Source organism: Mangrovimonas sp. sgz306409 (assembly GCF_059735265.1).
The window spans coordinates 1-24,996 of sequence record NZ_JCAPEU010000004.1; the positions used below are offsets into that span (position 1 = coordinate 1).

At 38.2% G+C, this 24,996-nt stretch carries 18 protein-coding genes; 12 read left to right on the plus strand and 6 right to left on the minus strand.

Annotated features, from left to right (window positions below):
• Both AC6I5C_RS07930 and treF read left to right on the plus strand, forming a co-directional pair.
• The coding region (locus AC6I5C_RS07930; RefSeq protein ID WP_497904681.1) for a T9SS type B sorting domain-containing protein at positions 1-1,291 on the plus strand (1,291 nt) is incomplete at its 5' end.
• A 162-nt stretch (positions 1,292-1,453) separates the two neighbouring features.
• Positions 1,454-3,040, plus strand: a complete 1,587-nt coding sequence (gene treF / locus AC6I5C_RS07935) for an alpha,alpha-trehalase TreF (RefSeq protein ID WP_497904682.1) — start codon at positions 1,454-1,456, stop codon at positions 3,038-3,040.
• A gap of 37 nt (positions 3,041-3,077) precedes the next feature.
• Here treF and AC6I5C_RS07940 read toward each other — a convergent pair whose 3' ends face one another.
• Both AC6I5C_RS07940 and AC6I5C_RS07945 read right to left on the minus strand, forming a co-directional pair.
• Entirely contained in the window at positions 3,078-3,803 is a 726-nt protein-coding gene (locus tag AC6I5C_RS07940; RefSeq protein ID WP_497904683.1) for an acetolactate decarboxylase, read from the minus strand.
• Between the two features lie 135 nt (positions 3,804-3,938).
• Positions 3,939-4,784, minus strand: coding sequence for an MBL fold metallo-hydrolase (locus tag AC6I5C_RS07945; protein ID WP_497904684.1), 846 nt, complete (start codon positions 4,782-4,784; stop codon positions 3,939-3,941).
• Between the two features lie 210 nt (positions 4,785-4,994).
• On the opposite strand from AC6I5C_RS07945, the gene AC6I5C_RS07950 reads away from it, so the two are divergent.
• The 10 genes from AC6I5C_RS07950 (at position 4,995) to AC6I5C_RS07995 (ending at position 20,352) form a co-directional block, all read left to right on the plus strand.
• Entirely contained in the window at positions 4,995-6,179 is a 1,185-nt protein-coding gene (locus AC6I5C_RS07950; protein WP_497904685.1) for a Pycsar system effector family protein, read from the plus strand.
• Positions 6,180-6,190: 11 nt separating this feature from the next.
• Entirely contained in the window at positions 6,191-8,536 is a 2,346-nt protein-coding gene (locus tag AC6I5C_RS07955) for a hypothetical protein (protein WP_497904686.1), read from the plus strand.
• A 13-nt stretch (positions 8,537-8,549) separates the two neighbouring features.
• Entirely contained in the window at positions 8,550-12,206 is a 3,657-nt protein-coding gene (locus AC6I5C_RS07960; RefSeq protein ID WP_497904687.1) for a metallophosphoesterase, read from the plus strand.
• Positions 12,207-12,419: 213 nt separating this feature from the next.
• The gene (locus tag AC6I5C_RS07965) at positions 12,420-13,895 is read left to right on the plus strand and encodes an alkaline phosphatase PhoX (RefSeq protein WP_497904688.1); all 1,476 of its coding nucleotides are present in this window, start codon (positions 12,420-12,422) and stop codon (positions 13,893-13,895) included.
• A 123-nt stretch (positions 13,896-14,018) separates the two neighbouring features.
• The gene (locus AC6I5C_RS07970) at positions 14,019-14,717 is read left to right on the plus strand and encodes a response regulator transcription factor (protein ID WP_497904689.1); all 699 of its coding nucleotides are present in this window, start codon (positions 14,019-14,021) and stop codon (positions 14,715-14,717) included.
• Positions 14,707-16,065, plus strand: a complete 1,359-nt coding sequence (locus AC6I5C_RS07975) for a sensor histidine kinase (RefSeq protein ID WP_497904690.1) — start codon at positions 14,707-14,709, stop codon at positions 16,063-16,065. The genes AC6I5C_RS07970 and AC6I5C_RS07975 overlap by 11 nt, the downstream gene beginning before the upstream one ends.
• A gap of 103 nt (positions 16,066-16,168) precedes the next feature.
• Positions 16,169-16,669 carry a hypothetical protein gene (locus AC6I5C_RS07980; protein WP_497904691.1) on the plus strand — a complete coding sequence of 167 codons (501 nt, stop codon included), beginning with the start codon at positions 16,169-16,171 and terminating at the stop codon, positions 16,667-16,669.
• Positions 16,670-16,678: 9 nt separating this feature from the next.
• On the plus strand, positions 16,679-18,367 hold the full coding sequence (locus tag AC6I5C_RS07985) for a SulP family inorganic anion transporter (RefSeq protein ID WP_497904692.1): 1,689 nt from the start codon (positions 16,679-16,681) through the stop codon (positions 18,365-18,367).
• Between the two features lie 93 nt (positions 18,368-18,460).
• Positions 18,461-19,768 (plus strand): Na+/H+ antiporter NhaA, encoded by a 1,308-nt coding sequence (gene nhaA, locus AC6I5C_RS07990; protein WP_497904693.1) that lies wholly within the window; start codon positions 18,461-18,463, stop codon positions 19,766-19,768.
• A 50-nt stretch (positions 19,769-19,818) separates the two neighbouring features.
• Positions 19,819-20,352, plus strand: coding sequence for a DUF4251 domain-containing protein (locus tag AC6I5C_RS07995; RefSeq protein ID WP_497904694.1), 534 nt, complete (start codon positions 19,819-19,821; stop codon positions 20,350-20,352).
• A gap of 27 nt (positions 20,353-20,379) precedes the next feature.
• On the opposite strand, the gene AC6I5C_RS08000 is transcribed toward AC6I5C_RS07995, so the two are convergent.
• The 4 genes from AC6I5C_RS08000 to AC6I5C_RS08015 all read right to left on the minus strand — a co-directional run bounded on the left by AC6I5C_RS08000 (position 20,380) and on the right by AC6I5C_RS08015 (position 24,803).
• The gene (locus AC6I5C_RS08000) at positions 20,380-21,576 is read right to left on the minus strand and encodes a porin (protein ID WP_497904695.1); all 1,197 of its coding nucleotides are present in this window, start codon (positions 21,574-21,576) and stop codon (positions 20,380-20,382) included.
• A gap of 257 nt (positions 21,577-21,833) precedes the next feature.
• Positions 21,834-22,220 (minus strand): META domain-containing protein, encoded by a 387-nt coding sequence (locus tag AC6I5C_RS08005; protein ID WP_497904696.1) that lies wholly within the window; start codon positions 22,218-22,220, stop codon positions 21,834-21,836.
• A 173-nt stretch (positions 22,221-22,393) separates the two neighbouring features.
• Entirely contained in the window at positions 22,394-23,638 is a 1,245-nt protein-coding gene (locus tag AC6I5C_RS08010) for a porin family protein (protein ID WP_497904697.1), read from the minus strand.
• Positions 23,639-23,702: 64 nt separating this feature from the next.
• Positions 23,703-24,803 (minus strand): autotransporter outer membrane beta-barrel domain-containing protein, encoded by a 1,101-nt coding sequence (locus AC6I5C_RS08015; protein WP_497904698.1) that lies wholly within the window; start codon positions 24,801-24,803, stop codon positions 23,703-23,705.
• Between the last annotated feature and the right edge of the window lie 193 nt (positions 24,804-24,996).

The window sequence follows — 24,996 nt, forward strand, 5'->3', positions numbered from 1 at the left end:
TACCTATACGGTACATGTACAGAGTGGCGATTGCGAGAGCACTTCAGCGACCATCACTATTACCGAGCCTGATGCACCATTGGAAGCTACGTTCGAGATCAACAACGTTGCCTGTTACGGTGGCAATGACGGTTCCCTTGTGATTACCGCTACGGGAGGGACGGGCATCATCAAATATGCCATCTCCCCACAGATGGACCAGTTCTTCGAGACCAATGTGTTCGAGAACCTTTGGCCAGGGGACTACGAGGTGATCGTTCAGGACGAACTGGGCTGTTATGTGATGTTCAGCTTTACCATCACCGAGCCGGAACCTTTGATCGTGAGCATCGTGCCCGATTCCATATTGCCGACCCCATGTGCGGGCGACAACGACGGGGAGTTCAGTATCGAGATCTCCGGAGGAACGGCGCCTTACAGCGTAAGCCTTGACGAGTACGACGGTCCCTATACCACGGGAGCTGCAGGACAGACGGTATTTGACTTTACGGAACTCTCCGGAGGGGACCATATCGTATACGTGCGCGACAGCATGGGCTGTGAGTCGGAGTGGAACATCACCTTCCCGGAGGCGGTGAACCTGGACCCGCTGTTGGAAGTGGAGTATGTGTGTATCGACAACTTCTCCACAAACATCGTGACCGTGTTGATTGACCAGAGCGTGGATCCTGCCGAAGTGGACTACTCTTTGGACGGCGGTCCTTATCAGGTGAGCAATGTGTTCGAGAACGTACCTCCCGGAACGGACCACTATATAGAGGTACGCCATACCAATGGCTGTATCCAGACCACGGAGTTCTTTGATATAGGGGTATTCATGCCTGTGGACCTGGCCCTTAACGAGGGGGACCAGAACCAGATCGTGGCCCTGGCCACGGGAGGTAACGGGGAGTATACCTTCACCCTTAACGACGAGGACTACGGCAGTGAGAATACCTTTATCATCTCTGAGACGGGCGAGTACCTTGTAACGGTAACGGACAGCAACGGCTGTATCGCCGAGGCAAGGATCTATCTGGAATATGTGGACCCATGTATCCCGAACTACTTTACCCCCAATGGGGACGGTATCCAGGACACCTGGGCACCCTGTACGGAGGACTTCCCGAACCTGGAGTTCGACATATACGACAGATATGGGCGCAAGGTGGGGACCTACCACCAGGGCCAGTACTGGGACGGACGTTACAACAACCAGGAGCTACCAACGGGCGACTACTGGTACGTGGTGAGGCTCAACAGTTCAAACAACGACAGAGAGTTTGTTGGACATTTTACACTGTATAGATAATAATAAGAAATTGTCATAGCGACATAAAAAGCTGAGTTTTCAGATTAAGGTGTATACATGACTGTGTACGGAGTGACTGCCCCAAAAGGGGCAGTTTCTTTTTTGTAAGTTTTCCTATTTATTAAAAAAGCGTATTTTAAGGGAAGCTTAAACCTTGTTTATATGAGATTTTACATTTGGGTGCTGTGCTTTTTGTTGTGGTCTTGTAAACAGGAAACAACTTCAACTGTTTTACAAAAGGAACTGCAAAAAACGTCTTATGAGGCTCCAAGCGTATTGTTGAAGGATTTATTCGTAGATGTGCAATTATCGGATGTATTTGGGGATAGCAAGACTTTTGTGGATTGTACAGCCAAACTGCCTTACGATTCTATTTTAGAGATGTATCATAGGGAAAAAACGCTTCCTAATTTTAGACTAGATCAGTTTGTAACTGAAAATTTTGAACTGCCTAAGGAGCATCAATCAACCTTTGAATACCATGCTCAAAACACAGCAAAGGAGCATATCGAAGATTTATGGCCCTATTTAACCCATGTAGCTGATACAATGCACGGGAGGAATAGTTTGATACCTCTGCCCAATGCCTATGTAGTGCCTGGAGGACGTTTTCGGGAGGTGTATTATTGGGATTCCTATTTTACCATGTTGGGCCTTGTGGAAAGCGGAAAGTTTGCAACCATCGAAGCCATGTTGGATAATTTTGCTAATCTCATTGAAGTTTTTGGACACATTCCCAATGGTAATCGTAGTTATTATATCTCAAGGTCGCAGCCTTCCTTTTTCTCTCAAATGATTAAACTTTTGGCAAGTTATAAAGGAGATAGTGTCTATCTGAAATATCGAGAAGCATTACGCAAGGAATACGAGTTTTGGATGGCTTATGACAATTCAGAGAAGGTTTATCAGCATGTAGTTTCCACAGAATTTGGATTAATGAATCGTTATTATGATGTTTTAAACCAACCAAGGGATGAATCATATAAAGAAGACTACAATTTGAAGAATGAAGGAACAACGGATTCTTTATTTTATCGACACGTGAGGGCAGCGGCAGAGTCTGGCTGGGACTTTAGCTCCCGTTGGTTGAGAGATGCCGCACATTTAAACACAATGAATACTTTGGAGATCCTTCCAGTTGACCTCAATGCTTTACTTTATGGGATGGAGGCAGTGTTGATTAAGTGTTTTGAAAACGAGGACCCTAATTTTGTAGTAGAATTAAAGAAGAGTCAGCAAAATAGAAAAGAGTTTCTAAATACATGGAGTTGGAATCAGAAATTGGGAGTTTTTGAAGATTACAATTGGCTGGCCCAACAACCAACTGGGCGTTTGTCCTTGGCTATGGTGTATCCCTTGTATTTTAAAATGGCTTCAGAAGAACAGGCCGATGCAGTTGCCAATGTTGTTTCAACCCAATTCTTGAAACCAGGAGGGCTAGTGACGACCAATACGTTTACAGGACAACAGTGGGATGCGCCAAACGGATGGGCGCCTTTACAATGGATGGCTGTAATAGGGTTGGAAAATTATGGTCACCATGACTTAGCTAAGACCATAATGCAGCGATGGGTGGCCTTAAATGAAAAGGTGTATGTAACTACAGGAAAGTTTATGGAAAAATACAACGTGGAAGACCTAAGCTTGGAAGCGGGTGGAGGCGAGTACCCTTTACAGGATGGCTTTGGATGGAGCAATGGCGTGTATTTGGCCTTTAAACAGAAATTAGAAAAAGCCAATCACAAATAATTTATTTGAGAGTGGCCTCGAAATTTACTGATGGTATTTATAGTTTCGGTAAATACAATACCATATTTTCTATTTCTATATCGTCCAAGTGGCCCATTTTTTTTCGGTCTTGGGTAATCAGGTGCATGTGCATAAAGGAGTCATGGTGTGTAAAGATTCCTTGGTGTTCGGTTGAGAAAAAGCCAACGATGTCTACAGTTTCATTTTCCAATGGATAATTAACCTGTCCTTGATGGGCTTCTTTAGGAGAGGATACTTTAGAGCCCTCTGGTAAGTTTTGTATATGTATTGTAGCCTTAGAGGCCTTTCCTCGCATTTTAAAGGTAAATGGTCGTTTAAAAGCTTTGGTGTTACTATCAATGAAGAGTTCCAATTGCGTTATGGTCTTTAGAGAGGTTGGGAGTTCGATGGTTTCCCACTCTTGTATGTTGGCATGTACAAAAAAGGGAGCCGACACGTTATATGATTCCTCCACTACCATAGTAGAGTCGGAGGTGACTTTAGAAACATAACTGCGTCCATCAAAAATAGTCAGTTCTCCAGTTAAAAAACTTTTGGGACCAAGACCGTAGAGTCCATTCTTGTTAGCTATGGTATCCAATAAAATAGCGCCATCCAAAGCGCCATCCCACATGACATTTTTCATAGCGCGAACAATAGCAATATCAGGGTAGGTTTCGGAAACTGTAGGCGTATTAGAATCTGTTTTACAGGCAAAAAATGTAAGGGCGGTTATTCCTAAGAGAAACTTTTTATGAATCATAGTGATAAGGGTTGCGATGTTCAAAGTAAAAATAAGGAGCTATTTTCGATTTTTAATATTGAATTTTAGAAATATTTTAGGTGTAAATAGTTGATTGTTAATTATTTGTACGGTTATTTTTGATGTGTTAATTACCTATTGGCCAATGGATTTTTCCATAAGAATACGCCATACATTCATAGGTAACCATTGGTCGTAGTTTCTAAGATGGGCATATTGAGGAAGCTTTACTGTGGTTGGAATGTCAAAAAAAGGCGTTTTGTTTGCGAGCTCCTTGTCAACAGCATCATATAGTGCCTTGAAGTATTTCTGCATAAAAGTGACATCCCTTCTCGTGCCTTCTACTCGCATGTGTGACATGTATACTTTATCAAATTTCAGTTTTTGGATGTGTTCCATGCTTTCTACCCAATGTTTGGGCTTAGCATCTGGCAGATAGGCATACAGCACACGGTCTGGTACCACAAGGTCTACAATAAAAACTGCATTGTGCTCGGCAAATCGGAATACGGTCATGCCTGCACCATGGTTTGGCCCAAAATAGAAGAGTTCCAATATTTGACCATTTCCAAAATCGTAGGAGGTAGTGGTGCCCTGCCAAGTCTCGGTTGGAGTGACCACAGCATTATTGGGTGTGATGCTGTTTTTGGCTTCAATATGGCTTATGAATTTTGTGTCGGCATTTTGGAACACCTTTCCACCACTAATATGGTCCCAATGGTTATGGCTATAAAACACCTTGGAAATGGGCTTGTTGGTAACTTTTCTAATGGCTGCCAAAGTAGCTTCTGCTCTAGTAGCATCTAAAGGATCTATGACGATAACAGACCCTTCCGTGATATAAAAACAGGAAAATGCACGATCTCCTACAAAGTAAAGGTTGTCCGCCACTTTAACCGTTTTTATGTCCTGAGCTGCTGCTTCGAAAAGGGAAAACGTACAACAAAAAAGAAGTGTCAATATATGTTTGGCCACTGTCATATGATAGGTGTTATGGATATAAGGCTAAATTAGTGAAATAAAAACAAGGCTTTTCCTTTGGGTTATAGGAAACGGAGATATTAGGATAATAGTATTTAAAATTCTTGAAGTGTGTTGTGAAATAACCTAAAAATTAAGGGTTGATTCTTTATAAATGTGACCAAAGTTACCAAGGGTATTTTTGTAGCCAAATTTCGTTATCTTTATTTTATGAAAGAAGCACTTCTACAGCAGGCTGAAGACTTTGTAAGTCAGCTTTTTGAAACGAAACTGTCCCCTAAAAACTTTTATCACAACATAGAACATACGTGTAGAGTGGTAGAAGCGGTTACGCAATTGAGTGCCAAGGAGGGCCTTAATGACACGGATGCTTTTTGGTTGAAAATAGCTGCTTGGTTCCACGATACGGGCTTTATAGAAAAGGATTTGGGCCATGAAGAGGTAAGTGCTGCTTTGGCCAAACAGTTTTTAGAGTCCAAGAATGTATCCCAAGAGGACATTACAAGGGTGGAGCAACTTATTTTGGCTACCAAAATGGATAGAAAGCCTACCAATGCTCTAGAAGGATTGATTAAGGATGCCGATTGTGGGCATGTGGCTTCAGAGGCATTTTTTGATATTTCAGAAAAACTGAGACGCGAGGAAAAGTACAAAAAGGAAGAGGAGATTACGGAGATGGAATGGCTGCAACAGAACAAGCAGTTTATGAACAAACATCGGTTTTATACGGATTATGCGCTTTCAAAATGGCAGCCAATTAAGGAAATGAACAACTTTGAGCTGGACCAGAAAATCAAGAAAATAGAAGATAAACAGCGTAACAAAACCAAAAATAAAGGTTTTGGTAGAGGGGTAGATACCATGTTTAGGGTTACCCTAAAAAACCATATTGAACTTAGTGCCATTGCCGATACCAAGGCCAATATTTTACTTTCGGTAAATGCCATTATCATTTCGGTGGCGCTCTCTGGATTGGTGCCAAAATTGGACAATGAGTCCAATACTTTTTTGGTGTATCCTACACTTATATTAATGATTTTTAGTGTGGCTTCGGTAGTATTGTCGGTGCTGTCTACACGCCCGAATATTTCCAACGATGCCAATTTTAACGAAACCCTAACCCGCGATTTGATTAAGTCCAAACAGACCAATTTGTTGTTTTTTGGCAACTTTTATAAAATGTCGTTGCAAGATTTTGAATGGGGTATCGACTATTTGATTCAAAATGAAGATGTATTATACAATTCCATGACCAGAGATTTATATTATTTGGGATTGGTCTTGGAGCGTAAGTATCGCCTGTTGCGTATCACCTATACAGTGTTTATGATTGGCATTATCATTTCGGCATTGTCTTTTGTGATGAGCTATCATTTTTTGGCGAATATTAAGTAACCTAATAGCCTATGGAAAATTTTAACACAGGACCTTTTAAACCTATTATCTCATTTAGATACTTAAAGGATCGCTTTGAGGGCTTGTTGGATTCCAGTAATCCAATGGAGCGTTTTCAAGCAGAACAGGTATTGGCTATGTTTGAACAATGTCCAGCCTTGGTAACGGGCACCTCTTCAACAGAGGAATTTGATGCCTACCGAAAGGAAATTGATCAGGTCATGGCCTTTCTGTTCCCGGCGGTTTTGGGCAGTAATGAGATCAAGGCTGCGGTATTTCCATATTCCAATCAATTTTTTTACGTTTCCGAAAGGTTTAAAGAGATTAACAATCATACCATATCGAATACAGGAGAAGCCCTAAGAAAGCTTTATAAGGAATCCGAAGAGGCGCTAAACCTTATGCCATATGCCATCATTCTCAATAAACACTACGGTTTTAATGTAGATTTTGGAAAGCCGAAACAAATAAGTTTACAGGATGAAGAAGGAAATATAAAGGTTTATAGGGTAACTTACAATGCCGATTTTATAGATATGTATCCCAATACCAATGCGATAGAGATTACGGAAGATATCTTGAATGAATTATTGACCAATGCCCATGATACCAGTGTTTGGGGACGTTATTTCCCAAAGGATTCTTGGACGGTGGAAGGTTTCGGTATTGTGAATATGATAGATGTAACCTTGGACCATCAAATTGAAGCTTTTAAAACCCACCTAATTCAACCGGGAAAAGAGAGTTACGAAGCTATAGTTGAAGATATCAGAAAGATTTTTGGGATAGAGGATTTGGAGGTTGGTAGTTACAAGGTAGACGGCAACCAGCTTTTACCTCCGTTTGATAAAGGTTTGGGAGCTCTTACATTGAAAAAGGGAGATAAGCTTACCTGTAGCAATTATGCCTGTAAATATATCTATAAACGTTTGTTTGTAGAGCACCAACCAGTGATCATTCCAAATATTGATCGTTACCAAAAAGAATCAAAAGGGAATCGTTTGCGGGATTCCTTAGTGGAAAAGGAATTGAAAAGTGCGGTGCTACTGCCCATGGTAATTGATGGAGAACTTCAGTTTATTATAGAATTGGCCACCTATCAGGCCAATCAGCTTAATGCCATTAATATGGTGAAGTTGGACAGCATTATGCCGTTTATATTGAGTTATGTAAAACGTACCATTACCGAATATGAAAATGAGGTGAGTGCCGTGATCCAAAACGAGTGTACCTCTATCCATCCTTCAGTGCAATGGCGTTTTGTGGAAGAGGCCAATGCCTATATTCAAAATAAAAGTTTGGGTGAATCGCCAACCTTCCATGAAATTGTATTTGAAAATGTACATCCTTTGTATGGACAAATAGATGTTGTAGGCTCATCCGATGCTAGAAATAGAGCCATAAAACAAGATTTGTTGTTGGCCTTGCAGCAGTCCAAATTGATCCTGCAGGAATTGATAGCCAGTCAAAACATGCCATTTTATGAGCAGTTGGTGTATCAAATAGACAAGCATGTTTTTGAACTGGAAGCAGATTTTCATAGTAATACGGAACAGGAAATTCACCTGTTTTTTGACCAACATATCTTGCCATTGTTTGACCATTTGATTGCCTCGGGTACACAAACCGATTCTGTAAAGGCATTCTTGAAATCCTTGGATGAAGAAACAGGATCGCTTTACCTAGCCAGAAAGGATTATGACCAAACGGTTAACCTGATTAATAAAAAGCTTTCGGCATTTTTGGATAAACAGCAAGAAAGAGCTCAGGCAATCTTTCCGCATTATTTTGAAAAATTCAAAACAGACGGCATCGAGCACAATATGTATGTTGGGCAGTCTATTGCCGAGCATGGCAATTATCATGAATCTGTTCTGTATAATCTAAGGTTGTGGCAGCTCCAGGTGATGTGCGAAATGGAAGCCATGTATTACGACCAGCATGACAAGTTCCCAATTCAGTTGGAAGTGGCCTCTTTGATTTTGGTATATGATGTGCCTTTGACCATTCGCTACCGTATTGATGAAAAGCACTTTGATGTGGATGGTGCTTACAATGTGCGCTACGAAATGATTAAGAAGCGAATTGACAAGGCCCATATAAAGGGAACCAACGAGCGTTTGACACAGCCCCATAAGTTGTGTGTAGTGTATTCCAGCAATGAAGTGGAACAGGAATATCTCAACTATTTTGAGTTTTTACAATCTAAAAAATATATAGGAAGTTCCATAGAAATTGTGGAATTGGAAGAACTCCAAGGCGCCAGTGGCATTAAGGCTTTGCGGGCAGAAATCAATCCTAACCTTAAAAAGTTGGGGACTTTGGCCTCTATTGCCGATTTGGAAGTTTCCCTATAAGATATCCTTTTCTATGAAGTACAAATTACTTGTTCTCCTTTCTATAATGTTGGTTGGCTGTGCAAGCCATAACTATTTTTATGACCAGCCGCAATCTGAGCAGATTCAGCATGTAGATAAGGAAACGCTTAATGTGTTTTTAATAGGGGATGCAGGAAAACCAGATGATGATGGAGGGCCTTCGAGATCCTTGAATGCACTCTATAATAATTTTCAAGCCGCCGATGAAAACGATATTTTAATGTTTCTTGGGGATAATATTTACCCCAAAGGATTCCCTGATAAAGACCATAAAGGACACGAAGCAGCCGAAAAGGCTTTGCAGCTACAAACGGACATTGCTGCCAAATTTCCAGGAAAGGTCTATTTTATTCCTGGAAATCACGACTGGTACTCTGGACTTGATGGCTTGAAACGTCAAGAAAAGTATGTAGAAAAGGCTTTGGGTAAAAATACCTTTCAGCCAGAAAATGGCTGCCCCATAGAAAAAGTGAACCTTAGTGATGATGTGGTATTGCTGCTGGTAGATTCGCAATGGTACATTACCAATTGGAATAAGTTTCCGACCATTAATGATGAATGCGACATCAATACAAGGGCGCTTTTTTTGGATGAGTTCAGAAGTGAAATTAAAAAGGCGAGGGGGAAAACCACTTTGGTGGCCATTCACCATCCCATGTTTACCAATGGTCCTCATGGTGGGCAGTACACGTTTTTAGACCATATGAAACCTTTACCAGGTTTGGGAACTTTTAAGAATATTTTGCGAAGTACTTCCGGAATTTCCAATGCCGATATTTCCAATTGGTTTTATAACGATTTGCGTAAAAACCTGATTGCAGCGGCCCAACAAAATGACAAAGTGATTTTCCTTTCAGGGCATGAACACAGCATACAGTTTCTTCAGAGGGATAATTTAACTCAGATTATTAGTGGTTCAGGTTCTAAAGAAACAGGGGTGAGATACAGAAAAGGAGATTTTGGTTGGGGAGAATACGGTTTTGCACTTTTGAACATTCATAAGGACCAATCTACCGACGTTCAGTTTTTTGAAACCTATACCAATACCTGTGTTTTTAAAAAGCAGATTCACAAAGCAAAACAACATTCTACTGTGAATTATCCTGAGCAATTCCAGGATTCCATTTTGGCTTCGCTATATTCTAAAGAAGAAACCGAGAAATCTAATTTTTATAAATTCTTGTGGGGAGAACGCTATAGACAGTATTACAGCACTCCGGTTACAGCCAAAACCGTCAATTTAGATACTTTGTATGGAGGGCTGATTCCCATAAGAAAAGGAGGAGGCACTCAGTCACGTTCTTTGCGCCTGAAGGATGCCGATGGGAAACAATATGTGATGCGAGCCGTGCGTAAGAGTGCTACGCAATACATTCAGGCTTCCATGTTCAAGGATCAATATGTAGAAGGCCAATTTGAGGATACGGCCAGTGAACAGTTGGTGCTGGATGTTTTTACGGGAGCGCATCCCTATGCCCCCTTAACGGTTGGTGCGTTGTCTGATGCCGTTGGGGTGTATCATTTAAACCCTAAACTGTATTACGTGCCAAATCAAAATGCCCTTAAGGACTTTAATGATGAATTTGGGGATGAACTGTACCTTTTTGAAGAACATGGCTCCGATGGGCATATGCATCTTGCAGAAGGAGGATTTACAGGGGATGTCATCAGTACTTTGGACGTTATCAAGGAAGTGCATTCCGATGAAGATGTGAGAATTGACCAAGTACATTTTGTGCGTTCCAGATTGTTTGATATGCTCATCGGTGATTGGGATAGGCATCATGACCAATGGCGTTGGATGGAATTCAAGGAGGACGGTAAAAAGGTCTATCGTGCTTTGCCGCGCGACAGGGATCAGTCGTTTAGTATGATGTCTGAAGGTTTTATGTTGGGGGCAGGGGTAACTTTGATTCCCGCCGCTCGTGTCTTGAGATCGTATACACCGGATTTGAAGGATGTGAAAGGTGTCAATGCGGAGCCTTTTCCTTTAGATATGGCATTTTTGGTAGATGTTGATAAGTCGGTTTGGGACGCTCAGGTAGCCTATATTCAAGAGCATGTTACCGATGAAGTGATAGAAGAGGCCTTTGCCTATTTGCCTAAGGAAGTTCAGGATGAAACCGTAGACAGAATAAAACATATTTTAAAACAGCGTCGTTCTAATTTACAGATAATTTCTGATAGGTATTATAAATTGATTAGCCGATTTGGGGTGGTGACAGCGACCAATAAGGACGATTATATTTTGGTGGAAGCTTTGGAGGATGGCAGGGTTGAAGTAACCGTACTCAGGAAAAAGGATGGAACTGTCAAGGACCAATTTCACCATAGAATTTATGACCCCAAAGAAACGAATGAAATATGGATTTATGGATTGGATGACGACGATACCTTTGAAGTGAAAGGGAAAAGTAAGCGAATCAAAATTCGGCTGATTGGAGGACAGAACAATGATGAATTTATTGTAGACAAAGGAAAAAACGTGGTCATCTATGATTATAAGTCCAAAAAGAACGATTTGAGCCAAGCTAAAAAGGCTCACATTAAATTAAGGGATGACTATAATACCAATGTTTACGATTATAAAAAGGTCAAGAATAATGTCAATCAATTAATTCCAATTCTGGGAGCTAATCCAGACGATGGTTTGAAAATGGGGATATCGGATACTTACACCAGATACGGTTTTGAGAGAAATCCTTTTACTTCACAGCATAAATTTCGGGCGGCTTATTATTTTGCTACAGATGGTTATGAGTTGTTGTACAGGGGAGAATTTGCCAATGTGGTGGGAGGTTTAAATCTGCGTTTGAATGCTGGTTTTCAAAGTCCTAATTACACGTTAAACTTTTTTGGATATGGTAATGAGACATCAAATTACGATGATGATTATGGCCTGAATTACAATAGGGTTAAGGTGCGGTCCTTTTTGGTGGCACCAGCTTTGGTTTGGAATTCAAAACGAGGAAGTGAACTCAGCCTTGCCGTCGGGTATGAATCTACTGAAGTGCATGATACACAAAACAGATATGTGTATGAGCACAGTGGAGAGTTGCCTGAGTATATTTTTGATGAAGTACAGTTTGGTGGGGTCAATACACGCTATCATTTTGTTAATTATGACAGTAAAGCCTATCCAACTATGGGCTTGTTGTTCAATTTGGACTTGGGTTATAAACAGAATTTGGATAAGGGAAATAGGGGCTATGGGTATCTTATTCCAAAACTCGGCATTGCCCATAAACTAAATCATTCCGGTAAGTTAGTTTTGGCAACGACCTTGAAGGGACATATCAATATGGGAGATGATTTTGAGTTTTACCAAGCTGCTTCAATAGGAGGATTGGATGGTTTAAGAGGTTTCCGAAACCAACGCTTTACAGGAAAAACAGCCTTTTACCAAAATACAGATGTGAGATATAGCTTCAGTAATTTAAAAACAGCCTTGGTTCCTATCAAAATAGGGATGTACGGAAGTTTTGATTATGGAAGGGTTTGGTGGACTCATGAAGATTCTGATAGATGGCACAATTCATATGGAGGAGGCCTGTTTGTAAACGGTGCCGATTTGCTCACTGCCAATCTTGGGATATTTGGATCAGTAGATGGCCCTCGTGTTGCCTTTGGACTAGGTTTTGGGTTTTAATAGTTCTGTAAAGGGATTTCGTTATTGAATTTTACTTTTTTAACTGATTGATAGTGTTTTATTTGGAACGATTTTAAACAGTTCCTTAAAATTTACATTGATAACATTTTCGAAACAATTTTTTCATTTAATACCAATTTTTAGTTAACCGCAGGGAGGATTTGTTGAAATATTTTTATCAAAACATTAATCCATTCTAAAAACTAAAAAAAAATGAAAAAAATTTTCTTTTTATCGTCTTTGGCAGCTTGTTCATTGTTGTCCTGTGACAATGAGGTAGCTAAAGAAGAGCTGGCTCAAAATGTAGAAGTTGCTTCTGCAGCAAAAAAGCCGGGAACCATCCAATTCCAAAGTTATTCTTCTACACCTTCTTTATTGGAGGTGAAACCTGGGTTCAAAAACATTGAGATTTATCCTATTTTATCTTCCGAGGATGTCCTTGAAAACTCTCCTGAGTTCGTTTACGGATCCATGGCAGATGGTGCTGGACTTTTGAAAAACGACGACGGTACTTATACATTGATCAATAACATAGAGGCAGACTATTCTATAGCCAGAATTACCTTGAATGAAAACTTTAAGCCAGTTCATGGTGAATATATTTTAAATGCTGAAGCAACGGGGTCTACAGCACAGTGTTCAGGATCTTTGATTACTCCAGAAGAACATGGTTTTGGCCCGCTTTATCTTTCTGGAGGTGAATGGGGAGGAGCTTCCAAAGGAGTGTTTGTAACCAATCCTTATAAAGATGCCAACGATGCTTCTGTAGCCACTATGTTACCTGCTATGGGGCAATGGTCTACAGAAAATGCGGTTGCTATTGGTAAGGATGCCTATCCAGGAAAAACCGTGGTGTTTATTGGAGATGACCATTCAGACAACGTAGTGCCTTCAGGTCAATTAGGTATGTATGTAGGTAATATGGGAGATTTGGACGGAGGAAACCTTTATGGCTTGAAAGTGACAGATCCTAATGTAGAATTTGAAATGGACATGGAACAAGGCCAATCTTATCCAATGGAGTTTGTACAATTGGAAGAAACAGAGATCAACCTTTTGGATGCTGAATGTAAAGCTAAAGGAGTGATGGGATTCTCTAGGTTGGAAGATATCGATTGGAGAAAAGGTTCTGCAGAAAACAACAGAGAAATCTATTTCTGTGTAACAGGAAGAAAAAAGAACGATTTGCTAGGGAAAGGTTCTATCTATGGTCGTGTTTATAAAGTAACTTTAAACCCTGAAGATCCAACACAAGCAGGAACCATTACCTGTATCTTGGATGGTGATATTGCTGATGGGGAGGCTAAAAGATTCCATAGTCCAGATAATATTGTGGTAACTGAAAATTATATCTACATCCAAGAAGATCCAAATGGATATTGGGATTCTGCAGACAAACAGCATTTTGCGTCCTTGTATGAGTACAGCTTAAATTCTCACCAATTGAAAACTGTATTGGAGTGTAACCAAACAGACGCACAGGAATTAGGTTATGGTACGACTAACAATGCTTGGGAAATCACAGGAATGATTGACATCTCAGATGTTGTGGGAGTTGATAAAACCTTCCTTTTAATTACTCAAAATCATGGTTGGGTAGATTCAAGTTTTACAGATCCTAATGCCAATCCTGTAACGGCTTCCAATGAAGGAAGTATGTTGTATGTGGTTAAAGGATTGAAAAGATAACAATAAGCTTCTTATAGATACAAATGCCTGACTTTATAGTCGGGCTTTTTGTTTTTAAGAGGTATAGGAACACTGTCTATCTTAAAAAAATGAATTATTTTAGAGAAGCAAAAGCATCAATCAATGGTTGAAAATATCCTAATTGTTGAAGACGAATACAATGTGGCTACTTCTTTGAAAAAGGGGTTGGATGAATCGGGGTTTGAGGCCATGATAGCTTATGATGGACCCACTGCTTTTGAGTTGCTGAAGCAAAAAAAAGTAGACTTAATCTTATTGGATGTCATCCTTCCCGGAATGAACGGTTTTGATATTTCCAAAGAAATCAAGACTATGGGGTTTGGGCATATACCAATAATTTTTCTTTCTGCTTTGGGTACTACAGAGAATATAGTGAAAGGTTTGGATACAGGAGCCGATGACTACATGACCAAGCCCTTTAAGTTTTCAGAATTATTGGCCCGAATAAGGGCGGTCTCCAGGCGCCATCAAAAAAAGGCAGTAACAAGTTCTGTTCTGTCCATTTCCGATTTAGAATTGAATTTAGATACAAAAATTGCCTCTAGGTGTGGAAGTGAAATTAAGCTTACCTCTACGGAATACCGCTTATTGGAGTACTTTATGAAAAACAAAAATAAGGTGCTTTCACGAGTTGACTTGTTGGAGAATGTTTGGGATATCAATTTTAATATGGGGACCAATGTTGTAGATGTGTACGTTAACTATCTCAGAAATAAAATTGACAAGCAGTTTAAGTCTAAATTAATCCATACCGTAGTTGGGATGGGCTATATTTTAAAAGTTTCGGAAAATGAAGATTAGGAATAAAATAGCCTTAATCTTTATGGGGTTGGCAGGGGCTTTGCAATTGTTGGCCTTTGTATTGGTGTATTTCCTCGCCAAAAATTACTTTGAAGATAGCTTTAGCGATCGCTTGGCCAAAAGGGCTTCTATAGCTGCAAAAGCGTATGCCGATAAAGATGAACTCAATACGCCAATTTATGAAGATATCCGTAACAAGCATTTACAGAAGCTTCCTGAAGAAAAGGAATATATTTTTTCTGTAGGGCAAGGTGATATGGCTGGTTTGGATGAGCTTCCTCCTCAAGTTTTGGAAAACCTCAGAAAAGGTGAAGTGTACGAAACCAAAATAGAAAATGTTTTCTATGTGGGAAGTATCCAAGAAGATAATCAAGGAGATTTTAATCTGGTATTGTCTGCAGTTGATATTTATGGCAATATGGGGTTAAATAACCTACGGAATATCTTGATTTTGATTTATTTGTTCAGTAGTGTTTTGTTGTATTTCCTTGGGAAGTACTTTGCGAGCAGGGTGTTGAGCCCTCTTTCTAAAATTGTTAAGAAAACCAATTCCATAAGGGCCAGTAATCTTTTTGAACGGTTAACGGTAAACAATAATAAAGATGAATTGAATGAACTGTCCAAAACCATAAACGATATGTTGGATAGGTTGGAAACTTCTTTTGAAGTGCAGAGCAATTTCATTAATAACGCATCGCATGAACTTAAAAGCCCATTAACTGCTATTTTAACTCAAACAGAAATAGCCTTGATAAAGGAACGAAATCCGGAGGAATACCAAGATACCTTGAAAGGAATCGAACAGGAAGCTCAACGATTGGATCTACTAATAAACAGCTTGCTGAAGTTTGCACAAACCAATCAAGGAAGTGAAGGGCTTATTCAAGAGGTGAGATTGGATGAACTGGTTATGGAAGTGATACAGAGTATGGATTTAATTCGTCCCGAACACCAAATTCAACTGGATTTGAGCGGTGTTCCCGAAGATCCTGACAGTTTGGTTGTTCAGGGCAATTATGGACTGCTTAAAATAGCCCTCAACAATGTTTTGGATAATGCCTGTAAGTTTTCAGACAATAAAAAAGTTGTAGTTAAAATTACATCCAATGAAAACAGCTCAATAATTACAGTTACAGACCAAGGGGTGGGCATTCCTTCCAAAGACATCAAAAATATCTATCAACCTTTTTTCCGAGCATCCAATGCCCGTAACGTAAAAGGTTACGGATTTGGATTGCCCTTCACTAATAAAATACTAAAACTTCATGGAGGGAATATTGAAGTTTATTCAGAGGAAGGTAAAGGGACCATTTTCTCGTTAATAATTCCGAGGGCTTCATTGTCATGATGGCGCTTTCTACTTCGGTTTTAAAATTCTAATCGTTTTCTAATCTCATTCTTAAGTGGCTCTAATTTGGCAGTAATACGTTTGTATTGTAAAAATTAGGGCAATGAAAACCGTATTAATACCTACAGATTTTAGTGAAAATTCGTTGCAGTTATTGAAAAGTGCTGTCTTGAATTTTCCTGAGGATACCTTGAGTATTGTGTTTGCTTCAGGTTATAGAATAGGTGAATCCTTGTTCGATTACCTGAATTTATCGAACACTAGAATTCTTAATTCTATAGTATCTCCAGAGTATTTGGAGGCGCAAAAGCAGTTGTTCGAAGATCATGGCTACAAGGTGAAAAATGTTGAGAATGTAGTTTTTGATGGAACAAACAGATTTGCATTTAAGGGGTTTCTGGAAATATACAGTATTGATGAAGCCCTAATTCCGAGTACGAGTTATAAAAATTTTGCTTCTAAAAGGTGTTTTGATATCGCCCCATACATAAGAAATAGTGACATCAAATATATAGAAGTTGACAGCAATAATGCTGTTACCGAGAATGAAAGGAAATCTGATGGGATTTTGGAGACACTTTTTGTGAAGTTACACTTAAAATAAACTATTGATATGAAATTATTGGATACAACATATTTAAAATCTGACCTAAAATCTGGGTTAGTTGTGTTTTTGGTAGCCTTACCACTTTGTTTGGGAATAGCCTTGGCAAGTGGCGCACCTTTGTTCGCCGGAATTATTTCTGGTGTAGTGGGAGGTATCGTGGTAGGTTTTTTAAGCAATTCACCTTTAAGTGTTACAGGTCCTGCGGCAGGGTTGACAGCCATTGTACTTACAGCTATTTCAACATTAGGCTCCTTTCAGGCATTTTTATTGGCTGGGGTTATTGCTGGGGTGCTTCAGATTGTGTTGGGGTATTTAAAGGCAGGTGTTATTTCAAACTATTTGCCTTCCAATGTGATAGAGGGAATGCTGGCAGGGATAGGAATTCTAATTATTTTAACCCAATTGCCTCATGCTGTAGGGTATGATGTGATCAATGAGGGGGACTTTTTTCATGTTAACAAGGAGGGAAAGCATGATTGGTTTTCCACAATAATTGATGCTATTAATTATGTGCATTTGGGAGCTGTGTTGGTAATGTTAGCCTCTCTTGGAGTAATTATTGCTTTTAGAAAAGTGCCGAGATTACAAAAAATCAAGTCGGTTCCTAGTTCCTTGGTTGCAGTTTTGGTTGGGGTGGCCATCAACGAAGTGTTTGTATATACAGGGTCTAGTTTATCTATAAGTTCAGAACATTTGGTAAGCTTACCTATACCAGATTCAATGGCCGCGTTTTGGGGACAATTTAGTTTGCCAGATTTCACCCAAATTGTGAATCCACAGGTATGGGTCGTGGCCCTAACTATTGTAGCTGTAGCAAGTATAGAAACACTTTTGTGTATTGAAGCTTCGGACAAATTAGATCCCCTAAAGCGTTATACCAATACCAATAGAGAATTGAAAGCTCAAGGGGTTGGGAATATGCTGAGCTGTATGATAGGAGGGATTCCAATGACCTCTGTAATTGTAAGATCTTCGGCAAATGTTGATTCAGGAGGAAGAACCAAATTGGCGACTATTTCACATGGATTCTTTTTGTTGCTAGCCGTATTGGCCATTCCTAGTATTTTGAACAAAATTCCATTGGCTTCTTTGGCGGCAGTATTGATAGTTATTGGATATAATTTGGCAAGTCCAAAAGTGTTTATGCACATGTGGAGAAATAGCAAGAAATTTCAATTTATTCCTTTTGTAGTTACCGTAATTGCTATTGTATTGACTGATTTGTTGATTGGGGTTACCATTGGATTGGCTGTGAGTGTCTATTTTATTTTAAGGGGGAATTTGAAATTGGCCTATTTCTTTAAAAAGGACGAACATCCAGAGGGCAAGGCCATTCATATGGAACTGGCACAAGAGGTATCCTTTTTGAACAAGGCAGCAATTAAGCAGACTTTTGCACATCTCCCAGAAAATAGCCGTTTAATTGTAGATGCCTCAAACACAATTTACATTGACCATGATGTGTTGCAGCTCATAAAGGAATTTGCAAAAACAGGTTCCAAAGAAAAACATATAGACATTAGTTTGGTTGGGTTTAGAAGTGAATATAAAATAGAAAATTCTACAACTCATCTAACTTCTGTAATCTCCGATAATGAACCTCCCGTTTCCCCAATGACTCTCAAAAACGGAGTGAAAGTGCCTTCCAATGTTCTTATTATAAAAGATCTTGTTAAGGCCGAGAAGCTAAACTAAATTGTTTATTTATTGGATGTTACATCTCACTTTGACCATCGCTTTTTAGCGATGGTCAAAGTATTTTTATACCTTTAATACAAAATATCCAAAATGGCCAAAAAGTTAAACAGATCCATAGTTGCTCCTATTGCCAAATTTGTGAAAATTGAGAGTTTAAGTGGGATTTTGTTGTTTACGGCCACTATTACTGCCTTAATTTGGGCCAACTCTCCTTACGTTGAATCTTATCAAAACATATGGACCCATCACATAGGCTTTGAGATAGGGAGTTTTGAATTATCCAAGCCTTTATCGCTTTGGGTAAATGATGGGCTTATGGCCATATTCTTCTTTTTGATAGGTCTTGAGATTAAGCGTGAAATTTTGTTGGGGGAACTGAATAGTTTAAAAAAAGCGTCACTACCTATTTTTGCTGCCGTAGGAGGCGTTTTTATTCCCATAGGGTTGTTCCTGTTTTTAAACAAGGATCCTTTGACGGCAGATGGATGGGGGATTCCTATGGCTACGGATATTGCATTTTCTTTGGCCATTTTGCAATTATTGGGAGATCGAGTGCCCTTGTCGCTTAAAATATTTCTGACTGCTTTTGCTATTGTGGACGATTTAATGGCGGTTTTGGCCATTGCCATATTTTATAGTCATCATATAGATTGGGTGCTTATTGGCTATGCTTTATTGGTGTTGCTGATTTTGGTAGCTTTAAGCGCTAGAAGGTACTTCAACATGTATATTTATGCTGCTTGCGGAACCTTGGTGTGGCTATTGTTTTTAAAGTCCGGAATACATCCCACGATTGCTGGGGTTTTGGTAGCATTGATTATCCCCATTCGAAGAAAACATCCTTTAAAGGATAGTATTGATTACCTTGATGACATAACGACTAAGCTTCACAGAACCAGCAATGATGGAGGAGAAATGCTTTCAAAACGGCAAATTTACTTGATTGATGGTATTCAGGATTGGGTGGCCAACGTACAGTCTCCTTTACAGCAATTGGAGAACAACTTACATGGATGGGTAGCCTATTTTATCATTCCAATATTTGCTTTTGCTAATTCAGGAATTCCTTTGGGAGGTAGTAGTTCTGGGGATATGAGCCTAGCCATAAATTTAGCGTTGGCTTTATTGTTGGGAAAGAGTTTAGGAGTGATTTCCTTTTCGTTTTTAGGGGTGAAATTGGGGATGGCTGCTTTACCCAAGGGACTCAACTTTAAACATATTGTAGGGGTGAGCCTTTTGGCAGGTGTGGGATTTACCATGGCTATTTTTATTGCAAATCTGGCCTTTGAAGACGAACCAAATTTCATTGAACTTTCCAAATTGGGTATTCTGTCTGGATCTCTTATTTCAGGATTGTTGGGATACCTGTTTTTGAGGATTGTCACGAAAAAGGGATGAGGATTAAAAGTTTTAAAAGGTTTATATAGAGTAAAAAATAATCAATTGTTATGAAAAAAATAGTAGTTAGCCTATTCTTTTTGCTTGTTGCGGTTACAACAGTAAATGCCCAAACAAAAGCAGAGAAAAAAGCGATAAAAGAAGCCCAGGAACAAGAAGAGTTTGCGAAAACTAAAACTCTTGTGGAAGGGGAGGTGTTTGCCTTTACAGCCGATTGGGCAACTACACAAAAGGGACGCAGGATTAATTTAATAGGCAATCCTAATTTTTTAAGATTGGACCATCAAAAGGTAGATGCAGATTTGCCTTATTTTGGAGTAGCTCAGGTAGCTTCTGGATATGGATCGAGTTCCAGTGGAGGTGTTGTAGCTAAGGGAGATATTTATAATTACAGCCAAAAGATAGATGAAAAGAAAAGAAGAATTACCATTAGTTTTTCAGTTAAAAACAATTCCGAAAACTTTAATATGATTCTAACAATTTATGGAAACGGAAATTCTAATCTGTCTGTGAGCAGTAGTAATAGAAACCGTATTACTTATGATGGGAAAATAGAAGCAAGTACAGTGGCCGTTGGCGAATAGATCAATAGTGTACTTTGACATAAAAGCCTAAATTAATTTTTTGATTTTCGTTTTGTAAGTTTTTTCAATATTGATTCTAATTCCGATTGTGAATACATCATAATCTTTAACGCCAAGGGAGGATCTTCCATTGGAAATTCTGTATTCCGAGTAAAAATACGCTCGTTTTAGTGGGCGGTATTCGGCGCCAAGGATAAAATCTTCAATTTTGAACCCGTCAACAACAGGTTTTTGACCATCGGGAGCGGAGATTTCTTGGGTTTCTGGATTGTATAGATTATACCCTACAATAAAAATCGCACTGTGGTATTGGTATCTTCCGTAGAACTCAAATCCGGTGGCATCAAAAACTACCGAAGGGGAGGTAATTTCAGAATCTACTATTAAAACACCATGAGTTAAATCGCCATTATTTTGGTGTGACAGCACCGCCGCCAACTGTAGTTTTTTGTCATTGTATTGAAGTCCAAAAGCATAGTACTGGGGTTGTCCTTCAAGGCCTAGGACCAAATGGTCTTCAATTAGGGTTTCATTTAAATAAGCTTTATTGTAAGCCCCTGAAACCAAAAAGTGTTTTAAAAACTTTATTCTTAAGGAGGCACCATAACTGTCAAAAAACTTATTGTTAGTAGCAGACCTAGCCTGAATTTGAAGTCCCAGTGAAACTGGCCCAAGGGAATTTCGGTACACAAAGGCTTGGTCGGCCCTTCCGGTGCCAAGAGTACCTCCATCGGTCCCTCCGTAATAGGTAGGTGAACCACGGCCTCCAAAAACATTTAAACAGTCCGTAAGTCCGGTGACATCATAAAAGACACTCCATTGTTTTCCAAAGGTGAATTTACCATATTGTTTAAGGTCAAAACCTAAATATCCCAAGCGACTACCAAATACTTGTTCGGATTGGGGGGAATCGGCAACCAAAAAGCCTCCTGATAAATTAGCATCTGCATTAAAACCTAAATTTCCCTTAAACATTTTAAGTTGAAGTTCACTTCCCATAAAAAAAGTGACACCTTTGGCCTTAATATCAATATTTAAGCCAATTCTGGAGGCATTTTCCTGAAATTCCAACTCTCTTTCAAATACCGCCATATGACCTCTAAAACTGCCATAGGGTTTTACAATAAGCTGTAGGGTATCACTCTTCTTAGTCTTTTCTTGAGCCCTTAGGTTACAAAAGAGTAGTAAAGCAAGTAGTGTTATGGAAAAGGTTCTTAAAGGCATCCCAAAATAGTAACTAATAAAATTATAGTCAGTAAATGTTTGTTGAGAACTAAGTTTTATAGTAGTTCTTATTGTAAGACTGTTATAAAAAACGCAAGTGTTTCTTTACAAGACTAATATAGTTATTTTTGAAGAAATAAAATGTAACTATCTGTAAGTAAATAACTAAGGGTTGGTTGAAATACTAAAAATCGATCTATGTAGGGAGGATTCAATATAGAAATTCCTCCAATGAAATGAATTTTAAAAGTGCTTCCTTAAAGTTTATGAAGCCTCATAGCAGCAATATCTCCGATGATTAAGTTGAGTGTATGGCCCTCTTCGCTGATTGAGAATTTGTTTATTTTTTTTAAGGTGTCTAGAAATAACTTTTCCCCTGTCATATCTGGACACATTTTTCGGGTAACAGCCATTGCTTCATTGAACTGAATGCTATTGCCGTCAATTTTTATAGGACCACTAAAATTATTACATCCAGTTTGCCCTGCGGTCGTTTCTTTTTCTAAATCAAAAGTAATTTTTGGAGCTCCATGAGGATAGATTTCACTGAAATCTTTTGGACCTCCCATAATGTAATTGGCTTCCCATGTGCCTTCCAGGGCATTGGTGTTTTTCATTTCAGATTCATGTGATTCGGATGACATAGTGTTCTCTTTTTTAGAGTCGTTACAGCCAGTGATAAATATTGAGAGTATGAATAAAATACTATAAATTGAGCGCATAATTCTTAGTGTTGAATGACACTACAAGATACTAAAATTAAAGCGTAGCCCTAATTTTTAATTTATTAAATATCTAAAAATGAGTAATTAGCAATCTAAAGTATGGATATTCCTAGAATAAGAGACATAGATTGGTAGCTTGAATCATAATTCAAGTGATGGGTTACTAGATCTCTTGTTGTAAAATATCTGAACTCCAGACTATATTTGTCCCTAAACTTATAACCAGCACCAAAAGCGGCATTTAGGTAAGTGTTTATTTGTAGCGGGTTTAAGGAAGCATAACTAAGTTCAAATTTAATATCAGATTGTTTTATACCAACATCAAAAACAGCAAGTCCATTAATAAAGAGTTTGGAATTGTCGTTAAGAAAGAAGTAGTATCGCAATCCAAGAGGAATTTCTATTGACGAGTAGTCTACGGTAGCTTTTAATTCTCCAGCCGCCACATTACTTTCGACATTTTCAGTTTCAGATTTGTAATATTGATACGTAGGTTCAAGAATAATGGCCCATTTTCTTTTATTGAAGGGTAAAACAAATTCCGCTTCCACTCCAAATCCAAAATTTAAACTTTGGTCGAATTCTGTATCTTTAAAATCTGAACTAAGGTTGTCTACACTTAATGATGAAATATTAAGTCTTGGGCGAAGGGCTAAATTAAAAGAAATCTTCTTTTTCTCTTTAAAAGTTGTGTAAGCTGAGTTGTTACATTCGTTATAATCAATAAAAATATTGAGCAAATCATCTTTGTGATAGTCTAGGGCTTTAATTTGCCCCATAGTAATGGTCTCGCATTTCAATGAATTCCATAATTGCTGTTTGAACTCATTGTTTGCTTTTATCTTATTTTCCTCAACTTTATATTCCTTATAAATTAATTGTTCTATTGGGCTGATATCTGTACTATAAAAGTATCGCCTAATAGCACCGTCTACAAAGAGGAATAAATTAGCCTTTCCCTCTAATAAAACATTTAAGAACAGTTGTTTTTCTTTAAAAATAGGTTCTTTTTGATAGCCGAGTTTTGATAGGTCCGTTGAGGAAATATCAATTTTTACAGAAGCATTTAAATATTTTGATCTGTCGTAAATTCCGAATTCTTTTACCGTGTTGATATTACCCGTTTCAACTTTAGATTCTTCAGCTAATTTGTACTTAAACTCAGTTGGGTTGTATCTCCAATCCGTGTTTTTTATGAGGCATTCTATCTTTTTACCAGAATAATCAATAAAGTACCCTTTTTCAAAAGTTATTTGGGCGAAAGAGTTAAAACTTAAAAAGAAGGCTAAGAAAAGGAAATGGAATTTGCTATTAGCTGAGGAAAATATAAGCAACATGAAATGGAAGATTTTAAATTTTATTTGGGAATAAACTAAAAGTTTTGGATGTAAACTAAAATAGTTAAAGGAACGAATATCCAATTATAAAAGAAGCAGTTTTATACTCAGATTTCCAATGAACATAATCCCTCAGTACATGTCTATTTGTGAAATACCTAAATTCAATACTGTATTTGTCTTTAAATTTATAACCAGCTCCAATAGCAAAATTCTCCATAGAACGCATGGTAAAATCATCTATGTTAGTCGATCCGTTATATTTAAATGATGTTATGGAATTATTTAAGCTAAAATCAAAAACGAAAGCAGCGTTAATAAACAGTTTAGATGAATCATTTAAGAAAAAATAATGTCTTAAGCCTATTGGTAACTCAATTGATTGATAATTGACTGTAGTCGTGATGTCTCCTAAGGAATAACTATCAGTTTCTTTTGAGCTTTTTGATTTAAAATATTGATAGGTTGGCTCGATGAAAAAAGACCACTTATTTTTATTGAAAGGTAAAATGATTTCGGCTTCAAGTCCAATTCCAAAGTTGTTTTCTTGGGAGAATTGGGAATTTTTGTACTCGATAAGGGAATTTTGTATGCCCAATTTAGAGCTATTTATTCGCGGTCTAATAGCTAAATTGAAAAGGTCTCGTTTTTTCTTTTTATCATGAACCGTATATTCTGATTTTTGACAGGAATTAAATGAAATAAAAAAATTGAGTAAATCTTCTTTTTGATATTTCAGTTTTCTAATTTGATTAATAGATATAGATTCACATTTTAAATTATTCCAAAGTTGTTGTTTAAATTGGACATTCTCTTTAATCTTATAGTCTGAAATTTTATATTTTTTAAAGATTAATTGTTCGATTGTAGAATTATCTAGATTGTAGAAATATCTTGTTATATCATAGTCTTTATAGGTGTAAAGATTTGCTTTGCCTTCAATTATTACTCTTAAGAATATTTCTTTTTGTTCAAAAACAGGGTCTTTGATACGACTTAAATGATCTTTGTTTTCAGATGAAATATCAATATCTACGTCACTCTTAATAAATTTGGCAGTGTTATATATGCCAAATTCTTGAATAGAGTTTAAAGTTCCTGTTTTAATTTCTGCATTCTCATCTAACTTATATTTAATTTCGGAAGGATTATTATTCCAGTCCATGTTTTTTATCAGACATTCAGTCTTTGTATCGGAATTGTCAATAATGTAACCTTTTTCAAATGATATTTGTGAGTAGGAATTAAAACATAGAAGAGATATTATTAAAAAAAGTAGGTTAAGTTTAACTGTTTTGATAACAGATTTTAGGATATAGAGCATAAACTAGTTGGTTGTATAGGTTGAAAATTGTAAC